Origin of the sequence: Humibacter sp. RRB41 (genome assembly GCF_022761015.1) — a bacterium.
Taxonomy (GTDB): domain Bacteria; phylum Actinomycetota; class Actinomycetes; order Actinomycetales; family Microbacteriaceae; genus Humibacter.
Genome location: NZ_JAKWJQ010000002.1, coordinates 434,581 through 451,612 on the forward strand (window position 1 = coordinate 434,581; position 17,032 = coordinate 451,612).

At 66.7% G+C, this 17,032-nt stretch carries 16 protein-coding genes and 1 tRNA gene; 10 read left to right on the forward strand and 7 right to left on the reverse strand.

Annotated elements, in window-relative coordinates; genetic code table 11:
• Nucleotides 1-40: 40 nt before the first annotated feature.
• From MJ603_RS07855 to MJ603_RS07865, 3 genes are all read right to left on the reverse strand, one after another.
• The gene (locus MJ603_RS07855; RefSeq protein WP_243063131.1) at nt 41-775 is read right to left on the reverse strand and encodes a zinc ribbon domain-containing protein; all 735 of its coding nucleotides are present in this window, start codon (nt 773-775) and stop codon (nt 41-43) included.
• 115 nt (nt 776-890) lie between these two features.
• Nucleotides 891-1,709 carry a Nif3-like dinuclear metal center hexameric protein gene (locus MJ603_RS07860; RefSeq protein WP_243063132.1) on the reverse strand — a complete coding sequence of 273 codons (819 nt, stop codon included), beginning with the start codon at nt 1,707-1,709 and terminating at the stop codon, nt 891-893.
• A 77-nt stretch (nt 1,710-1,786) separates the two neighbouring features.
• Complete coding sequence (locus MJ603_RS07865) at nt 1,787-4,117, reverse strand: cytosine permease (protein ID WP_243063133.1); 2,331 nt, start codon at nt 4,115-4,117, stop codon at nt 1,787-1,789.
• A 113-nt stretch (nt 4,118-4,230) separates the two neighbouring features.
• Between MJ603_RS07865 and MJ603_RS07870 the strand changes: the two genes are divergently transcribed.
• The 4 genes from MJ603_RS07870 (at nt 4,231) to MJ603_RS07885 (ending at nt 7,240) form a co-directional block, all read left to right on the forward strand.
• The gene (locus MJ603_RS07870; protein ID WP_243063134.1) at nt 4,231-5,040 is read left to right on the forward strand and encodes a thymidylate synthase; all 810 of its coding nucleotides are present in this window, start codon (nt 4,231-4,233) and stop codon (nt 5,038-5,040) included.
• On the forward strand, nt 5,037-5,531 hold the full coding sequence (locus MJ603_RS07875; RefSeq protein WP_243063135.1) for a dihydrofolate reductase: 495 nt from the start codon (nt 5,037-5,039) through the stop codon (nt 5,529-5,531). Before MJ603_RS07870 ends, MJ603_RS07875 begins: the two co-directional genes overlap by 4 nt.
• Nucleotides 5,532-5,949: 418 nt before the next feature.
• Nucleotides 5,950-6,189, forward strand: a complete 240-nt coding sequence (locus MJ603_RS07880) for a hypothetical protein (protein ID WP_243063136.1) — start codon at nt 5,950-5,952, stop codon at nt 6,187-6,189.
• Nucleotides 6,190-6,199: 10 nt separating this feature from the next.
• Nucleotides 6,200-7,240: a C40 family peptidase gene (locus tag MJ603_RS07885; RefSeq protein WP_243063137.1), complete on the forward strand. Its 1,041-nt coding sequence runs from the start codon at nt 6,200-6,202 to the stop codon at nt 7,238-7,240.
• A gap of 47 nt (nt 7,241-7,287) precedes the next feature.
• Here MJ603_RS07885 and MJ603_RS07890 read toward each other — a convergent pair whose 3' ends face one another.
• From MJ603_RS07890 to MJ603_RS07900, 3 genes are all read right to left on the reverse strand, one after another.
• The gene (locus tag MJ603_RS07890) at nt 7,288-7,869 is read right to left on the reverse strand and encodes a DUF1992 domain-containing protein (RefSeq protein ID WP_243063138.1); all 582 of its coding nucleotides are present in this window, start codon (nt 7,867-7,869) and stop codon (nt 7,288-7,290) included.
• Between the two features lie 13 nt (nt 7,870-7,882).
• Nucleotides 7,883-7,958 (reverse strand) — tRNA-Val (locus MJ603_RS07895).
• 33 nt (nt 7,959-7,991) lie between these two features.
• Nucleotides 7,992-8,459: a peroxiredoxin gene (locus MJ603_RS07900; protein ID WP_243063139.1), complete on the reverse strand. Its 468-nt coding sequence runs from the start codon at nt 8,457-8,459 to the stop codon at nt 7,992-7,994.
• 208 nt (nt 8,460-8,667) lie between these two features.
• Between MJ603_RS07900 and aceE the strand changes: the two genes are divergently transcribed.
• From aceE to MJ603_RS07930, 6 genes are all read left to right on the forward strand, one after another.
• Entirely contained in the window at nt 8,668-11,394 is a 2,727-nt protein-coding gene (aceE, locus tag MJ603_RS07905; protein WP_243063140.1) for a pyruvate dehydrogenase (acetyl-transferring), homodimeric type, read from the forward strand.
• An 11-nt stretch (nt 11,395-11,405) separates the two neighbouring features.
• Nucleotides 11,406-12,608 (forward strand): CdaR family transcriptional regulator, encoded by a 1,203-nt coding sequence (locus MJ603_RS07910; protein ID WP_243063141.1) that lies wholly within the window; start codon nt 11,406-11,408, stop codon nt 12,606-12,608.
• Nucleotides 12,609-12,709: 101 nt separating this feature from the next.
• Nucleotides 12,710-13,645, forward strand: a complete 936-nt coding sequence (locus MJ603_RS07915) for an ACP S-malonyltransferase (protein WP_243063142.1) — start codon at nt 12,710-12,712, stop codon at nt 13,643-13,645.
• 3 nt (nt 13,646-13,648) lie between these two features.
• Nucleotides 13,649-14,653 carry a beta-ketoacyl-ACP synthase III gene (locus tag MJ603_RS07920; protein WP_243063143.1) on the forward strand — a complete coding sequence of 335 codons (1,005 nt, stop codon included), beginning with the start codon at nt 13,649-13,651 and terminating at the stop codon, nt 14,651-14,653.
• A 56-nt stretch (nt 14,654-14,709) separates the two neighbouring features.
• Nucleotides 14,710-14,958 (forward strand): acyl carrier protein, encoded by a 249-nt coding sequence (locus MJ603_RS07925; protein WP_243063144.1) that lies wholly within the window; start codon nt 14,710-14,712, stop codon nt 14,956-14,958.
• Nucleotides 14,959-15,052: 94 nt separating this feature from the next.
• A complete protein-coding gene (locus MJ603_RS07930) occupies nt 15,053-16,291 on the forward strand; it encodes a beta-ketoacyl synthase (RefSeq protein ID WP_243063145.1) in 1,239 nt (412 codons plus the stop codon).
• A gap of 154 nt (nt 16,292-16,445) precedes the next feature.
• Here MJ603_RS07930 and MJ603_RS07935 read toward each other — a convergent pair whose 3' ends face one another.
• Nucleotides 16,446-16,949 (reverse strand): DUF3145 domain-containing protein, encoded by a 504-nt coding sequence (locus MJ603_RS07935; protein WP_243063308.1) that lies wholly within the window; start codon nt 16,947-16,949, stop codon nt 16,446-16,448.
• Nucleotides 16,950-17,032: the final 83 nt, after the last annotated feature.

Sequence of the window (17,032 nt, forward strand, 5' to 3'; positions counted from 1 at the left end):
GCGACGAAGGCGTCACGGGTTCGGGATTCTCCGGCGTCGCCTAGGCCCAAGAGTTGTCGTCGCGAATCAGGACCGCCCCGCTTTCCGGGCAGAGCACTACCTCGTCGGCCGCCGCCGCGTGAACGATGGCCAGATCGGACGGAGACAGTTTCATGTTCGAGCCCAGCGAGACACCGCCCACGAGACGGGCTGCACCGACGCCGTAACGGTCGTGCTGCTTCTGGTACAGGGCGACGAGCTCGGTCGGGAGCGCGCTGGCAACGGCTGCGCGATCCGCGATGGCATCCGAGCGCGTACGTTCGAACGCCGCGACCGCCTCGTCACGCTCTGCTTCCAGAGTCGCGACTTCGGCCTCGGCGTCGGCCCCTTCTGCATCGATGTCTGTGATCGTGGACTCCAGGTCTTCGATGCGCTGCATGATGGCGAGTTCGATGTCCTCGAGGTCGCCACGACGCTTGCGCAGAGCACCGAGTTCCGCCTCCAGCGCAGCGACGTCCTTGACGGATGCCGTCTGCTGCACCCGCTCGGTGTCACGCGCCATGCGTGCCTCGACGACGGTGACATCGGACTCGATCCGCTTCAACTCGATGCGCGCATCTTCCACTTCACCGGTGACACCGAGGCGCCTGCTGCGTACCTCGGCGACGATCGGGGCGAGTTCGGCCAGTGCCTTGGCCTGTGGCGGATTCGCGATGGAACGTGTCGCCTTGACGATGGCGGTATCGAGATCCTGCAATCGCAGCAATTCGAGTTGGTCGCGGGGGTCGGCTTTCACTGCACTCATCTCCGACCTGGCATTCGCCCTAGGTCATGTCGATCTGATCTGTCTTGTCGATCTGATCCGTGTTGTCGATCTGGTCCACGGTATTGCACCGCCGCGTGGCGCGGTGTCACTGCACGATCACGAAATCCCACGGATCGGTGCGGAGCTCGCTGACCTCGATGCGAACCTCCGGAAGCGTGTGACGCAACTTATCGGCAGCTGTGTCGAGCCATACCCACTCCGCCGCCCAGTGCGAGACGTCGATCAGGGCCGGACCGCCTGAGATGCGTGCCTGCTCGAGGGCCTCCGACGCCGGATGGTGGCGCAGGTCCGACGTGATGTACACATCGGAATCGACGACATCCGGCTCACCGAGGAAGGCATCTCCTGCACCACCGCAGAGCGCCACCTTGGTGACAGGCCTGGCGTAGTCACCAGCGACACGGATGCCCGTGGCCGTCGCGGGAAGAATGTCGGCGAGGGCGCGCGCGAGGTGGCCGAGCGTCGTCGGCTCGGGCATCCTGCCGACCCGGCCCAGTCCGGACGTCGCGTCAGTGCCTGGGACGATCGGCCTGGCATCGAGAAGGCCCAGGTGGGAGGCGAGCACATCGGAGACCCCGTCGGGAACGACGTCGGCGTTCGTGTGGGCCGTCACGAGACTGCATCCGCCACGGATCAGCTGGGAGACGAGCGCACCCTTGTAGCGATCCTCCGCAACGGTGGTCACGCCACGCAGGAGAAGAGGGTGATGCACCAGAAGCACGTCGAAACCACCGCCGGCCGCCTCCTCGACGGTCTCGGCAACGGGGTCTACGGCCAGCAGCACTCGGGTCACGGGAGAGTCAGGTCCACCCGTGACCAGGCCGACGGCATCCCACGGCTCGGATCCGGAGGCGGGCCAGAGATCTTCGACGACTCTGAGGAGCTCTGCGATGGTTGCCGGCACCCTCCGAGCCTACGGCGTGCCGAGCGCACACGTGCCGTGCGGCAGTTGTCCTGCGGTACAAGGCAGCGATGGCTGCGTCAGCGGCTTGCCGCCTCCTGATGCTCGACCGCTCGCCTCCCGGCGATGAGTGCGAGCGTGAGCCCGAGCACCAGCGCGAAGAGCACGCCGAGATCGGAGGCTGCCAGGGTGCCGTGCGGATCGGCACCAAGCGCGCGATAGAGGTAGCCCTCCCAGCGCAACCCGTCGGCATCCGCTCGCATGAAGCCGAGCCCGATCGCGCTGATGACGATGAGCCCGATGACGTTCGGCCAGCGCCAGTCGGGATAGACCCCGCCTCGATGCAGCAGGGAATCCGTGGCGAGCCGTCGTCGACGCAACAGAAAGTCGCCGAAGAAGATTCCGGTCCACGCGGCGACGGGGACGGCCAAGGTGGTCGGATACGCGAGCAGCAGCGTCCCGACACCCGACACATTGGCGAGAAGTCCCGCTGTCGCCGCAGCGACCACGATGCCGAGCACCAGCACAGACGACCAGCGAGGAAGGTGCACGCCGGTGGCCTGCACCGCGAATCCGCCGGAGTACAGGCTCACGATGAGCGCGGACATGAGGCCGACCGCGATCGCGGCGACGACAGGTACCGCGAACCAGTGCGGGGTGTCGGCCACCAGGATGCGGACCGGATCGGCAGTGAACGAGCCCCTGCCGGCAGGCTCGGCAAGCGCGACCAGGGCGCCGAATGCGACGAGTACGAGCATCGGCAGGGATGCCCCGAATCCGCTCCACAGCGCTGTCGCCGTTCCGCTCGACCCCGCTCGCTGATAGCGAGCCAGGTCTCCCCCGGCACTCGCCCACGCCAGGCCGAGGATGCTGAAGATCAGCACCGCGCCCTCCACCACGACGATCCACTCTCCGTACGGAGTTGTGACGACACGATCCCAGCCGGACGTCGGCCACGCCACGACGATGATCGCCACCGCCAGCACCGCAGCAGCGATCGTGGCGATGAGCTGCACGACCGCGACAAGGGCGTAGCCGAAGATCGCAACGACGACACACACGACGGCTGCGACAGCGAAGACCGACCAGAGCACGAGCGTGCGATCCGTTGTCCACTCGGCCCGGACGGCGCTGTCCGCCACCGTGACCGACAACAGCCACAAAAGTGCAGCACCCCAGAACAGTCGCACCACGAGCACCAGCGTTGCCGGCACCACGTTGCCGACGACTCCGAACGTCGCACGGGAGACCACGACAGTCGGCTGCCCGCTCCACACGCCCGTCAACGCGCTCAAGCCAAGCGGAATGAACGAGAGCGCGATGCCGAGCAGAGCCGCGATCACCACTTGGACGAAGTTCAGCCCGGCCGCCACGAGAACGGCACCGACGCCGAGAACGAGCACCGACGCACCCGCCGCGAACCAGAGCCAGAACAGTCTGCTCGCCCGTCCGACGCGATACTCCAACGGCGTAGGCTCCGCACCGGTCTGTTCGATGGAGAAGATCGGAAGGGGCTGAGGCTCGCCAACGCTCAACACGCCCTCGCCGGAGCGAACGCGAGGGCTCGAGATGGGCGCGAGGCCGACCTCGTCGGAAGGGACATCGTCTGCATCGTCGTTGACATCGGCATCGAGCTCGGGCGTCCCCGGCAGAGGGATCTCGGCCGTGGCCGACGCGGACAAGGCTGCGCCGGCGGACGGGACACGTGGACCGAACCGCGTCGGAGCGAGTTCCGCGGCTGCCGCGTCTATCGGTTGCGTGTCGGCGAGCACCGCGTCGGCAGGTTGCGTATCGGCAGGTTGCGTATCGGCAGGTTGCGTATCGACAGGTTCCGCCTCGACAGGCTCTGTGTCGACAGGCTCTGTGTCGAGGGTCTCCGGTTCGGGAGACGCCGGAGCGTCCCGCCGATGGCGCCCTGCGATCAGCGCCTCCAGCCGTTCGATCGCCGCGAGGGTGTCGCCCTCTTCCGCGCGCCTCGAGATCTCCTTCTCCTCCTCCGTCTTCGGAACATAGGGCGGCGGAGACGGGGTGACCTGGATGAAGAGCGACTCCGGTCTGATGATCGGCAACGACGCTGTGAGCAGCGTCACCTCGTTCTCGAGGACTCTCGCGAGTTCGTCGTCATCATGCACGTCGGCCGCGTCGTGATCTGAGGTATCGGGCGTCGTGAGTTCGCGTCCGGCTTGCTCCGCGTTGGAGATCTCAGACTCCAGCTGTCCGGTCCCGGGTGACTCCGCGTCGGGCAGTTCTGTGTCAGACGGTTCCGGCTCAGGAGGATCGGCGGAAGATGGCGGCCGCTCGACGACATCGCCGCCCTGCGGCGGCCGGTACGTCGTCCTCCTGCGCGCAGGCTCCGGCGTCTGGACCTCGTCGCCTTCCCCCGGGTCGGACTCCCCCGCGTCGTTCCCCATAGCGCGAGCCTATCGACGGATGCCTCGACAGGGCTGTTCTCCACAGCGATTCCTCGCACCGTGGGCGGCGAGGCATCCACCCCGACCGTGCCGAGCACGTACCATCAGGAGTCATGGATGCGCTCATCGCGACCCCGTACGAGAACCTCCTTCGCGACGTTCTGGCGAACGGAACGATCAAATCGGATCGCACTGGAACGGGCACGCGCAGCGTTTTCGGCCGACAGCTTCGCTTCGACCTCGCCGAGGGATTCCCCCTCATCACCACCAAGCGTGTGCACTTCAGGTCGGTGGCATACGAACTGCTCTGGTTCCTGCGCGGAGACTCGAACGTGCGGTGGCTGCAAGAGAACGGCGTGACGATCTGGGACGAGTGGGCGGACGCCGATGGCGACCTCGGGCCGATTTACGGCGTGCAGTGGCGTTCGTGGCCGACGCCGGACGGCAGGCACATCGACCAGATCTCCTCGGTTCTGCAGACCCTGCGAACCGACCCGGACTCGCGTCGCATGATCGTCTCGGCCTGGAACGTCGCGGAGATTCCCGAAATGGCCCTCGCGCCCTGCCACGCGCTTTTCCAGTTCTACGTCGCGGACGGCAAGCTCTCCTGCCAGCTTTATCAGCGCAGCGCCGACCTGTTTCTCGGCGTGCCGTTCAACATCGCCAGCTACGCCCTGCTGACGCATCTTGTCGCCGATCAGGTCGGCCTCGAGGTCGGCGAGTTCGTGTGGACAGGCGGTGATTGCCACATCTACGACAATCACGTCGAACAGGTGACGGAGCAGCTCACCCGCGCGCCGTATCCGGCTCCGCGATTGGTGATCAACAGGCATCCGCAGAGCATCTTCGACTACGAGTTCGAGGACTTCGAGATCGTCGACTACCAGCACCACCCGGCCATCCGCGCCGTCGTCGCGGTATGACGATTTCGCTGATCTGGGCGCAATCCAGGGGTGGTGTGATCGGAGCAGACGGAGTCATCCCCTGGCACGTGTCGGAGGATGCCAAGCACTTTCGGGCGCTCACCGCGGGTGGAGCCGTCGTGATGGGCAGGAAGACCTGGGATTCGCTACCGCCCCGATTCCGCCCGTTGCCCGGTAGGAGGAACATCGTCGTCACGCGCGACGCCGTCTGGTGTGCCGACGGCGCGATTCGAGCTGTGTCGCTCGACGACGCGCTCGCACTCGCGGATGACCTGCCCGTCTGGGTGATCGGCGGGGCGCAGATCTATGCACTCGCGATGCCTCTGGCGGACACTCTCGAGGTCACGGAGATCGAGACGGCGGCCGAAGGAGACGCGTTCGCTCCAGCCATCGACGATGCCTGGGCGGTCGCGACGCGGGAACCCGAAACGGGATGGCTGACGGCCGGGTCCGGAGAGCGCTACCGCTTCATCCACTACCGGCGTCGTTGAAGAATCACTTGGAGCGGTAGGGCGTGCGCCCGAGCTGGAATGCCGCTGCCAGCCCGAGAATGGCACCGACGATGCCGACGGTGCCGATGATTCCCCAGAGGATCGCTTCAACCATGTGTCTATCATCCCACCTGCGGCGGAGCTCGACGACGCCGTGACACCGAACCGTGGGAGATCGCTCGGTTTGCGTTGTCGCGGGGCGGCACCGGTGCAAGACTCGAATCGGGGGCCGTTCCCGACCGTCACGGTGAGACATGGAACGCATGAGAAACTCCGGCGTGAAGCCGACCGCGAGCACCGTGGACAGGCGCGCACGCAAGCGCCGCAGGATGCGCGAAGTCGCGACGATGTGCACCCTCCTGCTCGCGACCGGGTTCGTCGGGATCGCTGCATCTCCTGCCGACGACTGCTCGTCCCCTTGCACGTCGCCGACGTCCACCCCTGCGCCCGCACCGAGCGCCACCCCGTCCGAGACCGGAACACCGACACCGACACCGACACCGACACCGGACCCTACCGACACCACAGACCCGACACCGCCGCCGACTACTCCCCCACTCGACACCGGGACTCCGGTTCCGACGGGGACGCCGACCGCACCCTCGACGCCGACGGGCACGCCCAGCGAGACGTCGACACCGTCGCCCTCACCGAGTGACGGAGACCCGGTGGGCGTCGACGGCGGCACCGGTGTCGACCAGGCAGTGCTCGACAGTCTGCAAGCCGTCGTCGACAAGGCACAGAGCGCACTGGATGCCGCCCAGTCGCTGCTCGACACCGCCACCGCCGACTACAGGGCGACCCGCACCGCCCACCGCAGCGCGAAAGCCTTGGACTCCTCCGCGGTGAAGATCGCCGGGTCGGCCGAGAGCGCAGCCAAAGCAGCTGCAGCGAAGTTCATGGTGGCTCTGCAGCAGACGCATTCCGATCCGTCGACGACCGCGTTGAATGCGGTGTTCGGCGGGGCATCCGACGACCTCTTGCAGAGGCTCACCGCCGCGAACCAACTCGGCGGCATGAACGGGTCGCTCGACAAACTGGCGTCACGAGCGATGTCCACCGCCAAGCGCGCCGATGCGGCCAAGGCGGCAGCCACGAAGGCGCACGCGGCGTTGGAGGCGATTCCGCTCGCCGAGAAGCTCGCCGCGAAAAACGCGGCCAAGGGTGTCGTCGATGCAGCTCAGGATGCGCTCGACTCGGCGACTGACGCGCTGACCGCGGCATCCATCGGCAGCACCGACTCCTTCTTCACAGACGATCTCGGAGTGGCCGACCCTGGCGCGGACAGCGACGGAGGCGGATTCGCACCGAACCCCACCCAGGTGGCCGCGGCGATCGCCTACGCCAAGGCCCAGCTCGGCGACCCATACGTTCTCGGGGGCGCCGGCCCGGACACGTGGGACTGCTCGGGACTCACGATGATGGCGTACAAGGCGGCCGATATCGACATCGGCGACCATGCGGTGATCGACCAGGTGGCCACCATGAAGAACGCGGGTCGGCTGCTTCCCTACAGTGATCGCGAACGCGGCGATCTGATCTTCTGGCAGGGACCCGACGGGAGCTTCCCGCACGTGGCGATCTATCTCGGCCACAACACCATTCTCGCGGCTCCCCAGGAAGGCGAGACGGTCACGATCCAACCGATCTGGTCGTCATCGTCCGAACACGTCTACGGACTCGTGGCGAGGCCTTCCGGCACTCCATGAGGCGGCCGGAGCAATCGCTTTGTCAACGCGCGGCCCGGCTGGCAGGATCACGCCCGCCGACGACGAAGGCGACGCCGGGGACGCTGATCGGGTTCGGCCGAATCGGGGCGATCGTTCGCTGTCAATTGCCGTTCAGCGCGACGATCGTTCCACGCTACGACCTCTGCCTCGACATCACGGGTCGGCGTGACGACGGGCGGGCCTCCCAGTAGTTGCCTGCGAGCTTCGACGACACGACGGTTGAAGTCTTCGAGCGTCTCTCGCACGTCGGCCTCGCGTGACAGACGGTCAAGGCGCCCCTCGAGCTCGACATTCTCGACGCGGAGCGTGAGCGCTGGTGGGCCGAGTCCGCGCAGTCGTTCGGTCTCAATCTTGCGGCGGATCCACCAGTCGGGATCATGAGAGGCGCCCAGCCCCGACAGCGGCTTTCCGGCACCGGGGAGGTCGTCGAATTCGCCGCGCCGGATCGCCTGCTGGATCGCGATCTCGACGACGGCCGCACGCTCCAACTCGGTCTGGCCGGCCGCGGTTTCTGTCCGCTGACCCTTGTCATCGGGATCGGCGCGCTCAGCCTGCGCCGCCTTCTCGAACCGGCGCCGTACCGCACTCAGCCGCGGGTCTTCGGTCACAGTGATCCCCACATGGTGGGCCCTGCCGGGATCGAACCGACGACATCCACGGTGTAAACGTGGCGCTCTACCGACTGAGCTAAAGGCCCGCTCGCGAAAGTCTAACGATGACAGCGACGCGGTCAGGCCGCTTTGAGCTCGTCGAGAGCGATGCGATAGGCCTCGAGCGAACGCGCCTCGCCCGGCGCCGTGATGAAGCTCTCGCGGATGATGCCACTCGAGTCGATCAGGAACGTCGCGCGGTTGGCGAACCCCTTGTCCTCGAGGAAGACCCCGTACTGCTTCGCCGTGTCACCGTGCGGCCAGAAATCGCTGAGCAGGCTGAACTGATAGCCCTCCTGCTCTGCCCAAGCACGCAAGGCGAACTTCGAGTCCACCGAGATGCCGACCAACTCGACGCCGTCGGATCGGAACAGTTCGAGATTGTCACGAAGTTCGCACAACTCACCTGTGCATGTTCCCGAAAAGGCGAGCGGAAAGAAGACCAGCGCGACAGCGCTGGTACCCCGAAAGTCGCTCAAGTGCACCAACTCGCCGTACTGGTTGAGCAGCTCGAAATCGGGAGCCTGGGTATCGTTCTCCAGAGCCACCGTCTCTCCTTCCGCGCGGTAACACCGCCTGTGAGCGGCGTGCCGGTATTACGGGCACGCACGATAGGCCAGCATAGACCGCCGGCCGCGCTACGGGACTCCACGCCCCGTCAATCGTGGCTAGGCTTGCCTACGGCGCGCCGCCTGTCGCAACCCGACAGCGCTGGTCGCTGCCCACGATCGATCCCACACAAAGAAAGAGGTCGCGGTGACTGTCAACGACCAGGACCCGTATTCGGTGAACTACATCGACTCGGACCCGGGCGAGACCGCCGAATGGCAGGAATCCCTGGAAGCGCTCGTTGCGGCTGAAGGCCACGAACGCGCCAGGGAGATCATCCTCAGCCTGCTGAAGCGCTCGAAGGAACTACACCTCGGCGTGCCGATGGTGCCCACCACGGACTACATCAACACGATCGCCCCCGAGAACGAGCCCTCGTTCCCCGGCGACGAGGACATCGAGCGCCGGTATCGGGCGTGGATCCGCTGGAACGCGGCCATCCTGGTACACCGTGCCCAGCGTCCCGGCATCGCCGTCGGCGGACACATCTCCACGTACGCGTCCAGCGCGGCACTGTACGAGGTGGGCTTCAACCACTTCTTCCGCGGACCCGATCATGCGGGCGGCGGCGACCAGATTTTCATTCAGGGTCACGCATCCCCCGGCCCTTACGCCAGAGCGTTCCTGGAGGGCAGGCTCAGCGCAGACCAGCTCGACGGATTCCGTCAGGAGAAGTCGCACGCTCCCAACGGGCTCTCCTCGTACCCGCACCCGCGGCTCATGCCGGAGTTCTGGCAGTTCCCGACGGTGTCGATGGGTCTCGGCCCGATCAACGCGATCTACCAGGCGCAGACCAACAGGTACCTGACGAACCGCGGCATCAAGGATGCCTCAGACCAGCACGTCTGGGCGTTCCTGGGCGACGGCGAGATGGACGAAGTCGAGAGCCGCGGTCAGCTCCAGGTCGCCGCGAACGAGGGCCTCGACAATCTGACATTCGTCGTCAACGCGAACCTTCAACGGCTCGACGGTCCGGTGCGCGGCAACGGCAAGATCATCCAGGAGCTGGAGAGCTTCTTCCGCGGCGCCGGCTGGAACGTGATCAAGGTCATCTGGGGCCGCGAATGGGACGACCTGCTCGCCCGCGACACCGACGGCGCGCTGCTCAACGTCATGAACACCACGCCGGACGGCGACTACCAGACCTACAAGGCCGAGAGCGGCGCGTACGTTCGGGAGCACTTCTTCGGCAAAGACCCTCGCGCCCTCGAGCTGGTCAAGGACTACTCGGACGAGCAGATCTGGAACCTCAAGCGAGGCGGCCACGACTATCGCAAGGTGTACGCGGCGTTCAAGGCGGCGCTCGAGCACAAGGGTCAGCCCACCGTGATCATCGCGAAGACCATCAAGGGCTACGGGCTCGGTCCGCACTTCGAGGGTCGCAACGCGACCCATCAGATGAAGAAGATGACGCTGGACGACCTCAAGAAGTTCCGCGACTCGATGCACATCCCGATCACGGACGACCAGCTCGCCGAGAATCCCTATCTGCCGCCGTACTACCACCCCGGTGAGAACGACGAGGCGATCCAGTACCTGCTCGAGCGCCGCCGTGCTCTCGGCGGGTTCGTTCCGGAGCGCCGCTCGAAGTACACGCAGATTCCGCTGCCGGATGACTCCGCCTACGCGATCTCCAAGAAGGGCTCGGGCACGCAGGAGGTCGCCACGACGATGGCGTTCGTGCGGCTGCTGAAGGACCTGCTGCGGGCCAAGGACTTCGGCCACCGCATCGTGCCGATCATCCCCGATGAGGCCCGCACGTTCGGCATCGACGCGTTCTTCCCGAACGCCAAGATCTACAACCCGAACGGCCAGCACTACACATCGGTCGACCGCGAGCTCCTCCTGTCGTACAAGGAGAGCCCGCAGGGCCAGATCATCCACGTCGGCATCAACGAGGCCGGCGCGATGGCCGCCTTCACCAACGTGGGAACGTCGTATGCCACGCACGGCGAGCCGTTGATCCCGATCTACGTCTTCTACTCGATGTTCGGCTTCCAGCGCACGGGCGACGCGATGTGGGCGGCGGGCGATCAGATGGCACGAGGATTCATCATCGGCGCCACCGCAGGACGCACAACGCTCACGGGCGAAGGCCTGCAGCATGCCGACGGGCACTCCCCCATGCTGGCCGCGACCAACCCCGCCGTCGTCAGCTACGACCCGGCGTACGGGTACGAGATCGGCCACATCGTGCGCGCTGGCCTCGACCGCATGTACGGCGGAACGCACCACGATCCGAACGTCATGTACTACCTGACGGTGTACAACGAGCCGATGGTGCAGCCGGTCGAGCCGGAGAACCTCGACGTCGACGGTCTGCTGCACGGCATCTACAAGCTGCGGCCCGCCGAGGGTGACGGTCCTCGGGCGCAGTTGCTGGCATCCGGTGTCGCTGTTCCATGGGCGCTCGAGGCTCAGGAGCTTCTCGCGAACGACTGGGGCGTGAAGGCCGATGTCTGGAGCGTCACGAGCTGGACCGAGCTGCGTCGCGAAGGGCTCGCGGCCGACGAGCACAACTTCCTGCACCCGCAGGAGGAGAAGCGAACGCCGTACCTGACGACGAAGCTCGCGGGTGCCGAGGGTCCGTTCATCGCCACCACCGACTACGCACACGCGGTTCCGGATCAGATCCGCGCCTACGTCCCCGGTGAGTTCGCCACTCTGGGCGCCGACGACTTCGGGTTCTCCGACACCCGCGCCGCCGCCCGGCGGTTCTTCAAGATCGACGGCCCGTCGATGGTCGTCCGCACGCTCGAGCTGCTCGCAGCACGCGGCCAGGTCGACGCATCCGTGCCCGCGCAGGCCATCGAGCGCTACCGGCTCCACGACGTGACCGCCGGCACCACGGGGGTGGCCGGCGGCGAGAGCTAGGCGGCGACAAGGTGTCGAAACCGAAGACGAAGGACGAGACACTCGCCTGGCTGAGGAAGATCTCCGGGGAGCTGGCGACGGCGACGCTGAAGCGGCTTGAAGACACTCTGCCCTGGTACAGCGACATGCCGGCCGGGCGGCGTTCCGCTGTCGGGCTCGTCGCCCAGGCAGGCATCACGTCGTTCATCTCCTGGTTCGACGATCCGCGGTCGACGCCCTGGATCGCGGCGGACGTGTTCGGAGCGGCCCCGCGCGAGCTGCTCCGCTCGGTGTCTTTGCAGCAGACCCTGCAGCTGATCCGCGTGACCGTCGAGGTGGTCGAGGACCGCGTGCGAACGGCGGGCAACGAGGAGCTCCGTGAGGCGATCCTGCTGTACTCGCGAGAGATCGCGTTCGCGGCAGCGGATGTCTACGCGCGCGCCGCCGAAGCCCGAGGCCTGTGGGATGCCCGCCTCGAGGCTCTCGTCGTCGACTCGATCCTGACGGGCGAGGCGGACGACGAGCTTCCTAGCCGAATCGCGGCGCTCGGATGGCACGGGCACGGCGAGGTCAGCGTGCTGGTCGGCACGGCGCCCACCCAGTTGGATGTCGACCAACTGCGGCGCATCGCCCGTCACATGACGGCCGACGTGCTGATCGGTGTTCAGGGGTCCCGTCTCGTGCTGGTCATCGGCCGGGCGCAGCCACGCTCGACAGATCCAGACGAGGTCGGTCCCTCGAACTCGATCACCTTCCTCGAGATCGCACAGCAGTTGGAGTCGGGCTTCGGCCCAGGCCACCTCGTTCTCGGTCATGAGGTGCCCGGTCTCGTTGACGCGTCCAAGAGTGCACGCGCCGCCCTGGCCGGCTTCGCCGTGGCGAAGGCGTGGCGCAACTGCCCGAGGCCGGTGCACGCAGACGATCTGCTCCCCGAACGGGCATTCGCGGGTGACTCGCTCGCGAGGAGCACACTGGTCGGCCGCATCTACCGCCCGTTGCACGCTCACTCCCCCGAGCTGCTCAATACCTTGTGGAGCTATCTCGACAACGGAAGGTCGCTCGAGGCAACGGCGCGCGAGCTGTTCGTTCACCCGAACACGGTGCGCTACCGATTGAAGCGCGTCACGGATGTGATCGGCTGGGATGCGACGGGAGCGCGCGAGGCGCTCATCTTGCAAGCGGCGCTCATCGTCGGCTCGATCAACGAGCCCGACGTGCCGGCGCGACGTCGCTGACCTGAGGAGACCTGACTGATGTACGACACCTCCAAACGATCCGGTGGTAGTTCATTGAAGATCGACACGAGACCGCCCGCACCGATTGGCAGACTAGAGCGGTGATCGTCGTCGCATGCCCGGGACAGGGCTCCCAAACCCCAGGCTTTCTGACCCCATGGCTCGTCGATGAAGAGACCAGAGCGCTCGTCGAGCGCTATTCCGAGGTCTCCGGCGTCGATCTGATCGAGCACGGTACGCGGTCCGACGCCGAGACGATCAGGGACACCGGCCTCGCCCAGCCGCTCATCGTCGCGGCCAGCCTGCTCGCCCTCCGCGCGCTGCGCGCCGCCGCTCCCGACGTCACCATCGGCGGCATCGCCGGGCACTCGGTCGGCGAGGCCGCGGCGGCAGCCGGTGCCGGCATCCTCTCGGAGGACGACGCTCTGCGCTTCGTGCGCGCCCGTGCGCTGCTGATGGCGGAAGCCGCTGCGGCGACCCCGACGGGCATGAGCGCCGTGCTCGGCGGCGACCAGGACGCCGTCGTCGCACTTGCGGAGAGCCTCGGCCTCGAGCCGGCCAACTACAACGGCGGCGGTCAGATCGTGGTGGGCGGCGCACTGGATGCTCTCGCTCGGCTTTCCGATCAGCCGCTGCGAGGTACCAGGGTCGTACCGCTTCAGGTGGCCGGCGCGTTCCACACGCGTTACATGCAGCCGGCGCGCGAGGGTCTCGACGACGCGATCATCGACATTCCTGTCGCCGATCCCTTCCTCACCATCTGGACCAATCGCGACGGCTCGGCCGTCACGTCCGGCAGCGAGTTCGTCGAGTTGATGGTCGGCCAGGTGGCGTCGCCGGTGCGCTGGGACCTGTGCATGGCATCGTTCGAGCAGGCGGATGTGACAGGGCTGATCGAGCTGACACCGGCCGGTGCCCTGACCGGGCTCGCCAAGCGCGGCCTGAAAGGCGTGCCCACCGTCGCGATCAAGACCCCCGACGACCTCCCAGCCGCCGTCGAGCTGTTGACGAGCTCGGTCGCAGAAAGCGAAGCCTGATCCATGAGTGCACCCCGCCTGAACCAGACGACAGGGCCCAAGTACACGCGCATTCTCGCGATGGGCGCCGCCCGTGGAAGCATCGACGTTCCCAATGACGATCTGGTCGGTCCGATCAACTCGTCGGACGAGTGGATTCGTCAACGCACCGGAATCATCACCCGCAAGCGTGCGCCGCACGACGTGCTCGCGGTCGATCTGGCGACGGATGCCGCCCGCGAAGCCGTCGAGGCTTCCGGCGTCGATCCCGCACTGATCGACCTCGTGCTGATCGCCACGATCAGCAACGTGCAGCAGACGCCTTCGATGTCCGCCGTCGTCGCGGACCGGATCGGCGCCAACCCGGCGGCCGCCTACGACCTGAATGCCGCGTGCGCCGGGTACACCTACGCAATCGCGCAGGCCGACGCACTCATCCGTGCCGGCGTCGCGCACTACGCGGTCGTGGTCGGGGCGGAGAAGCTCTCGGACGTGGTGGACGGCACCGACAGGTCGATCTCGTTCCTGCTCGCCGACGGCGCGGGCGCGGCCGTGATCGGGCCGAGCGACGAGCCCGGCATCTCCCCGACGGTGTGGGGGTCGGACGGCGCCAAGGCCGACTCGGTGGGCATGGACCACACCTTGGTCGAGTTCCGCGACGGCGAAGCGGCCTGGCCGACGTTGCGCCAAGACGGTCCCGTGGTGTTCCGGTGGGCGGTGTGGGAGATGGCCAAGGTCGCGAAGCAGGCGATCGAGGCCGCTGGAATCACCGCCGACGACCTGTCCGCATTCATCCCCCATCAGGCGAACATGCGCATTGTCGACGAGCTCGCCAAGCAGCTCAAATTGTCGAAGGGCGTCACGATCGCCCGCGACATCGAGACCACCGGCAACACGTCGGCGGCCTCCATTCCGCTTGCCGCGCACCGGCTGCTCACCGAGCATCCCGAACTCAGCGGCACCCTCGCGCTTCAAATCGGCTTCGGCGCCGGCCTCGTGTTCGGGGCGCAGGTCGTCGTCCTGCCCTGAACCGTCCCCTCTAGACTGTTCTGCTGTCACACGACATCCCAAGGAGAAACGAAGAAATGGCACTTTCCCGCGAAGAAGTCCTCGCCGGCCTGGCGGAGCTCATCAACGACGAGACCGGCATCGCAACCGACACGGTCGCGGCCGACAAGTCATTCACGGACGACCTCGACATCGACTCGATCTCGATGATGACCATCGTGGTCAACGCCGAGGACAAGTTCGACGTGAAGATCCCCGACGAAGAGGTCAAGAACCTCAAGACCGTCGGCGATGCCGTCGATTTCATCGTCAACGCACAGGCTTGATCAGTGGTCGGCGCGGCTGCGGTCGCGCCGACCTCGATTGAACATCCACTTTCCGCACGACATTGCGCTTCGGCGCGCCTGAGGTCGGTATCCCATGAGTCCCAAGAAGATCGTCGTCACCGGCATCGGTGCGAGTTCGCCGCTGGGCGGCACCGCACCAGAGAGCTGGAGCGCCCTCCTGGCGGGCGAGTCAGGAACGCACACGCTCACGCACGAGTGGGTGCAGAAGTACGAGCTCCCGATCACCTTCGCCGCCGAGGCGAAGGTGCGGCCGGAGACCGTGCTCGAGCGCCCTGTCGCCAAGCGGCTCGACCCCGTTGCGCAGCTCGCACTCGTCTCGGCGAAGGAGGCGTGGGCGGATGCCGGCTCGCCGGACGTCGACCCCGACAGACTCGGCGTCGACTACGCCACCGGTATCGGAGGCATGTGGACGCTGCTGGATGCCTGGGACACGCTGCGCGAACGCGGGCCGCGCCGGGTCATGCCACTGACCGTTCCGATGCTGATGCCGAACGCATCCGCAGCGGCGGTGTCGATGCATCTGAACGCCAGGGCGTACGCCCGCACCGTCGCGTCCGCCTGTGCGTCGAGCACGGAGTCGATCGCCAACGCCTACGAGCACCTTCAGCTGGGGCTGGCGGACATCGTGATCGCCGGCGGCTCGGAGTCCGCAGTGCATCCGATCACCATGGCGGCCTTCGCCTCTGCTCAGGCCATGTCCAAGCGCAACGACGATCCCGAGCACGCGTCTCGGCCGTACAGCATCGACCGTGATGGCTTCATCATGGGCGAGGGTGCGGCAAGCCTCGTTCTGGAGACCGAGGAACACGCGCTCGCGCGTGGCGCTCGCATCTACGCGGAAATCGCCGGCGGCGGCGTGAGCGCCGATGCCTACCACATCACCGCGAACGATCCGGAGGGGAAGGGTGCCAGACGTGCTCTTCTCGCCGCTCTGGATCAGGCCGGCGCCACGCCGGACCAGGTGACGCACATCAACGCTCACGCGACGAGTACGCCGGTCGGCGACATCGCCGAATACGTGGCATTGCGGTCGGTGTTCGGAGACAGAGTGACTCAGATCCCGACGTCGGCCACCAAAGCATCCACCGGTCACCTTCTCGGCGGGACCGGAGCACTCGAAGCGGTGTTCACGGTGCTCGCACTACGTGACCGCATCGCGCCGCCCACCATCAACATCACAGAACAGGATCCGGAGATCCCCCTGTCGGTGTCGGGCGAGCCGCAGCCGCTCGGAGACGGTCCGCAGCTCGCGGTCTCCAACTCCTTCGGGTTCGGCGGCCACAACGCCGTCGTTGCGATCCGCAGCGTGTGAACCGGTGTGCACGTCGGTCCCCGCCCGGCGTGCCGTGTCACCGTAGAACATCCGGTCGTACCGGGCGGGCCCGCTTCGCTTTCGCAGTGCCGGGAATGAGACATCCGGCTGCCGCTATTCGCGCCGCGGGCCCGTTCGGAACCCTTGTGCCGGCTCAACCCACCTTGTGCAGCCAGATGACCGGAGCGTCGTCGCTGGCGTGACGGAACGGCTCGAGCTCGTCGTCCCACGCTTGACCCAGCGCGAGGCGCAGTTCGCGCTGCAACTCGAGGGCATTCGACCCGGCGAGCTCCATGGCGTAGCGCACGCGATCCTCGGGGATCACCGTGTTGCCCGCCGTGTCCGTTTGCGCATGGAAGATTCCGAGCGCGGGAGTGTGAATCCAGCGACCGCCATCGGTGCCGAGGCCGGCATCCTCCGTCACCTCGAACCGCAGGTGCTCCCAGCCGAGCAGCGAGGAAGCGATCCGCGCGGCGGTGCCGCGCTCGCCTTCCCAGAAGAACTCGGTGCGCAGCGCACCCCGAAGCACCGGCTGGTCCTGCCACGTGAAGTTGACCGGACGTCCCAGTGCCCGCCCGACCGACCATTCGAGGTGGGGGCAGAGCGCACGAGGAGAGGAGTGCACATACAGCACTCCTCGAGCCTTTATTGACGCCATGATGTCCTCCGCTCGACGTGGTGCGTCTTCCCCTACGACCACGAACGGATTCGTCATGACTGCTTTGTGCGCCGACTGACGCC

Excerpts from the sequence above, each read along its gene's own strand:
- MJ603_RS07865 (WP_243063133.1), bottom strand. The coding sequence starts at position 4,117 with ATGGGGAACGACGCGGGGGAGTCCGACCCGGGGGAAGGCGACGAGGTC.
- MJ603_RS07870 (WP_243063134.1), top strand. The coding sequence starts at position 4,231 with ATGGATGCGCTCATCGCGACCCCGTACGAGAACCTCCTTCGCGACGTT.
- MJ603_RS07875 (WP_243063135.1), top strand. The coding sequence starts at position 5,037 with ATGACGATTTCGCTGATCTGGGCGCAATCCAGGGGTGGTGTGATCGGA.
- MJ603_RS07920 (WP_243063143.1), top strand. The coding sequence starts at position 13,649 with ATGAGTGCACCCCGCCTGAACCAGACGACAGGGCCCAAGTACACGCGC.
- MJ603_RS07925 (WP_243063144.1), top strand. The coding sequence starts at position 14,710 with ATGGCACTTTCCCGCGAAGAAGTCCTCGCCGGCCTGGCGGAGCTCATC.
- MJ603_RS07930 (WP_243063145.1), top strand. The coding sequence starts at position 15,053 with ATGAGTCCCAAGAAGATCGTCGTCACCGGCATCGGTGCGAGTTCGCCG.
- MJ603_RS07935 (WP_243063308.1), bottom strand. The coding sequence starts at position 16,949 with ATGGCGTCAATAAAGGCTCGAGGAGTGCTGTATGTGCACTCCTCTCCT.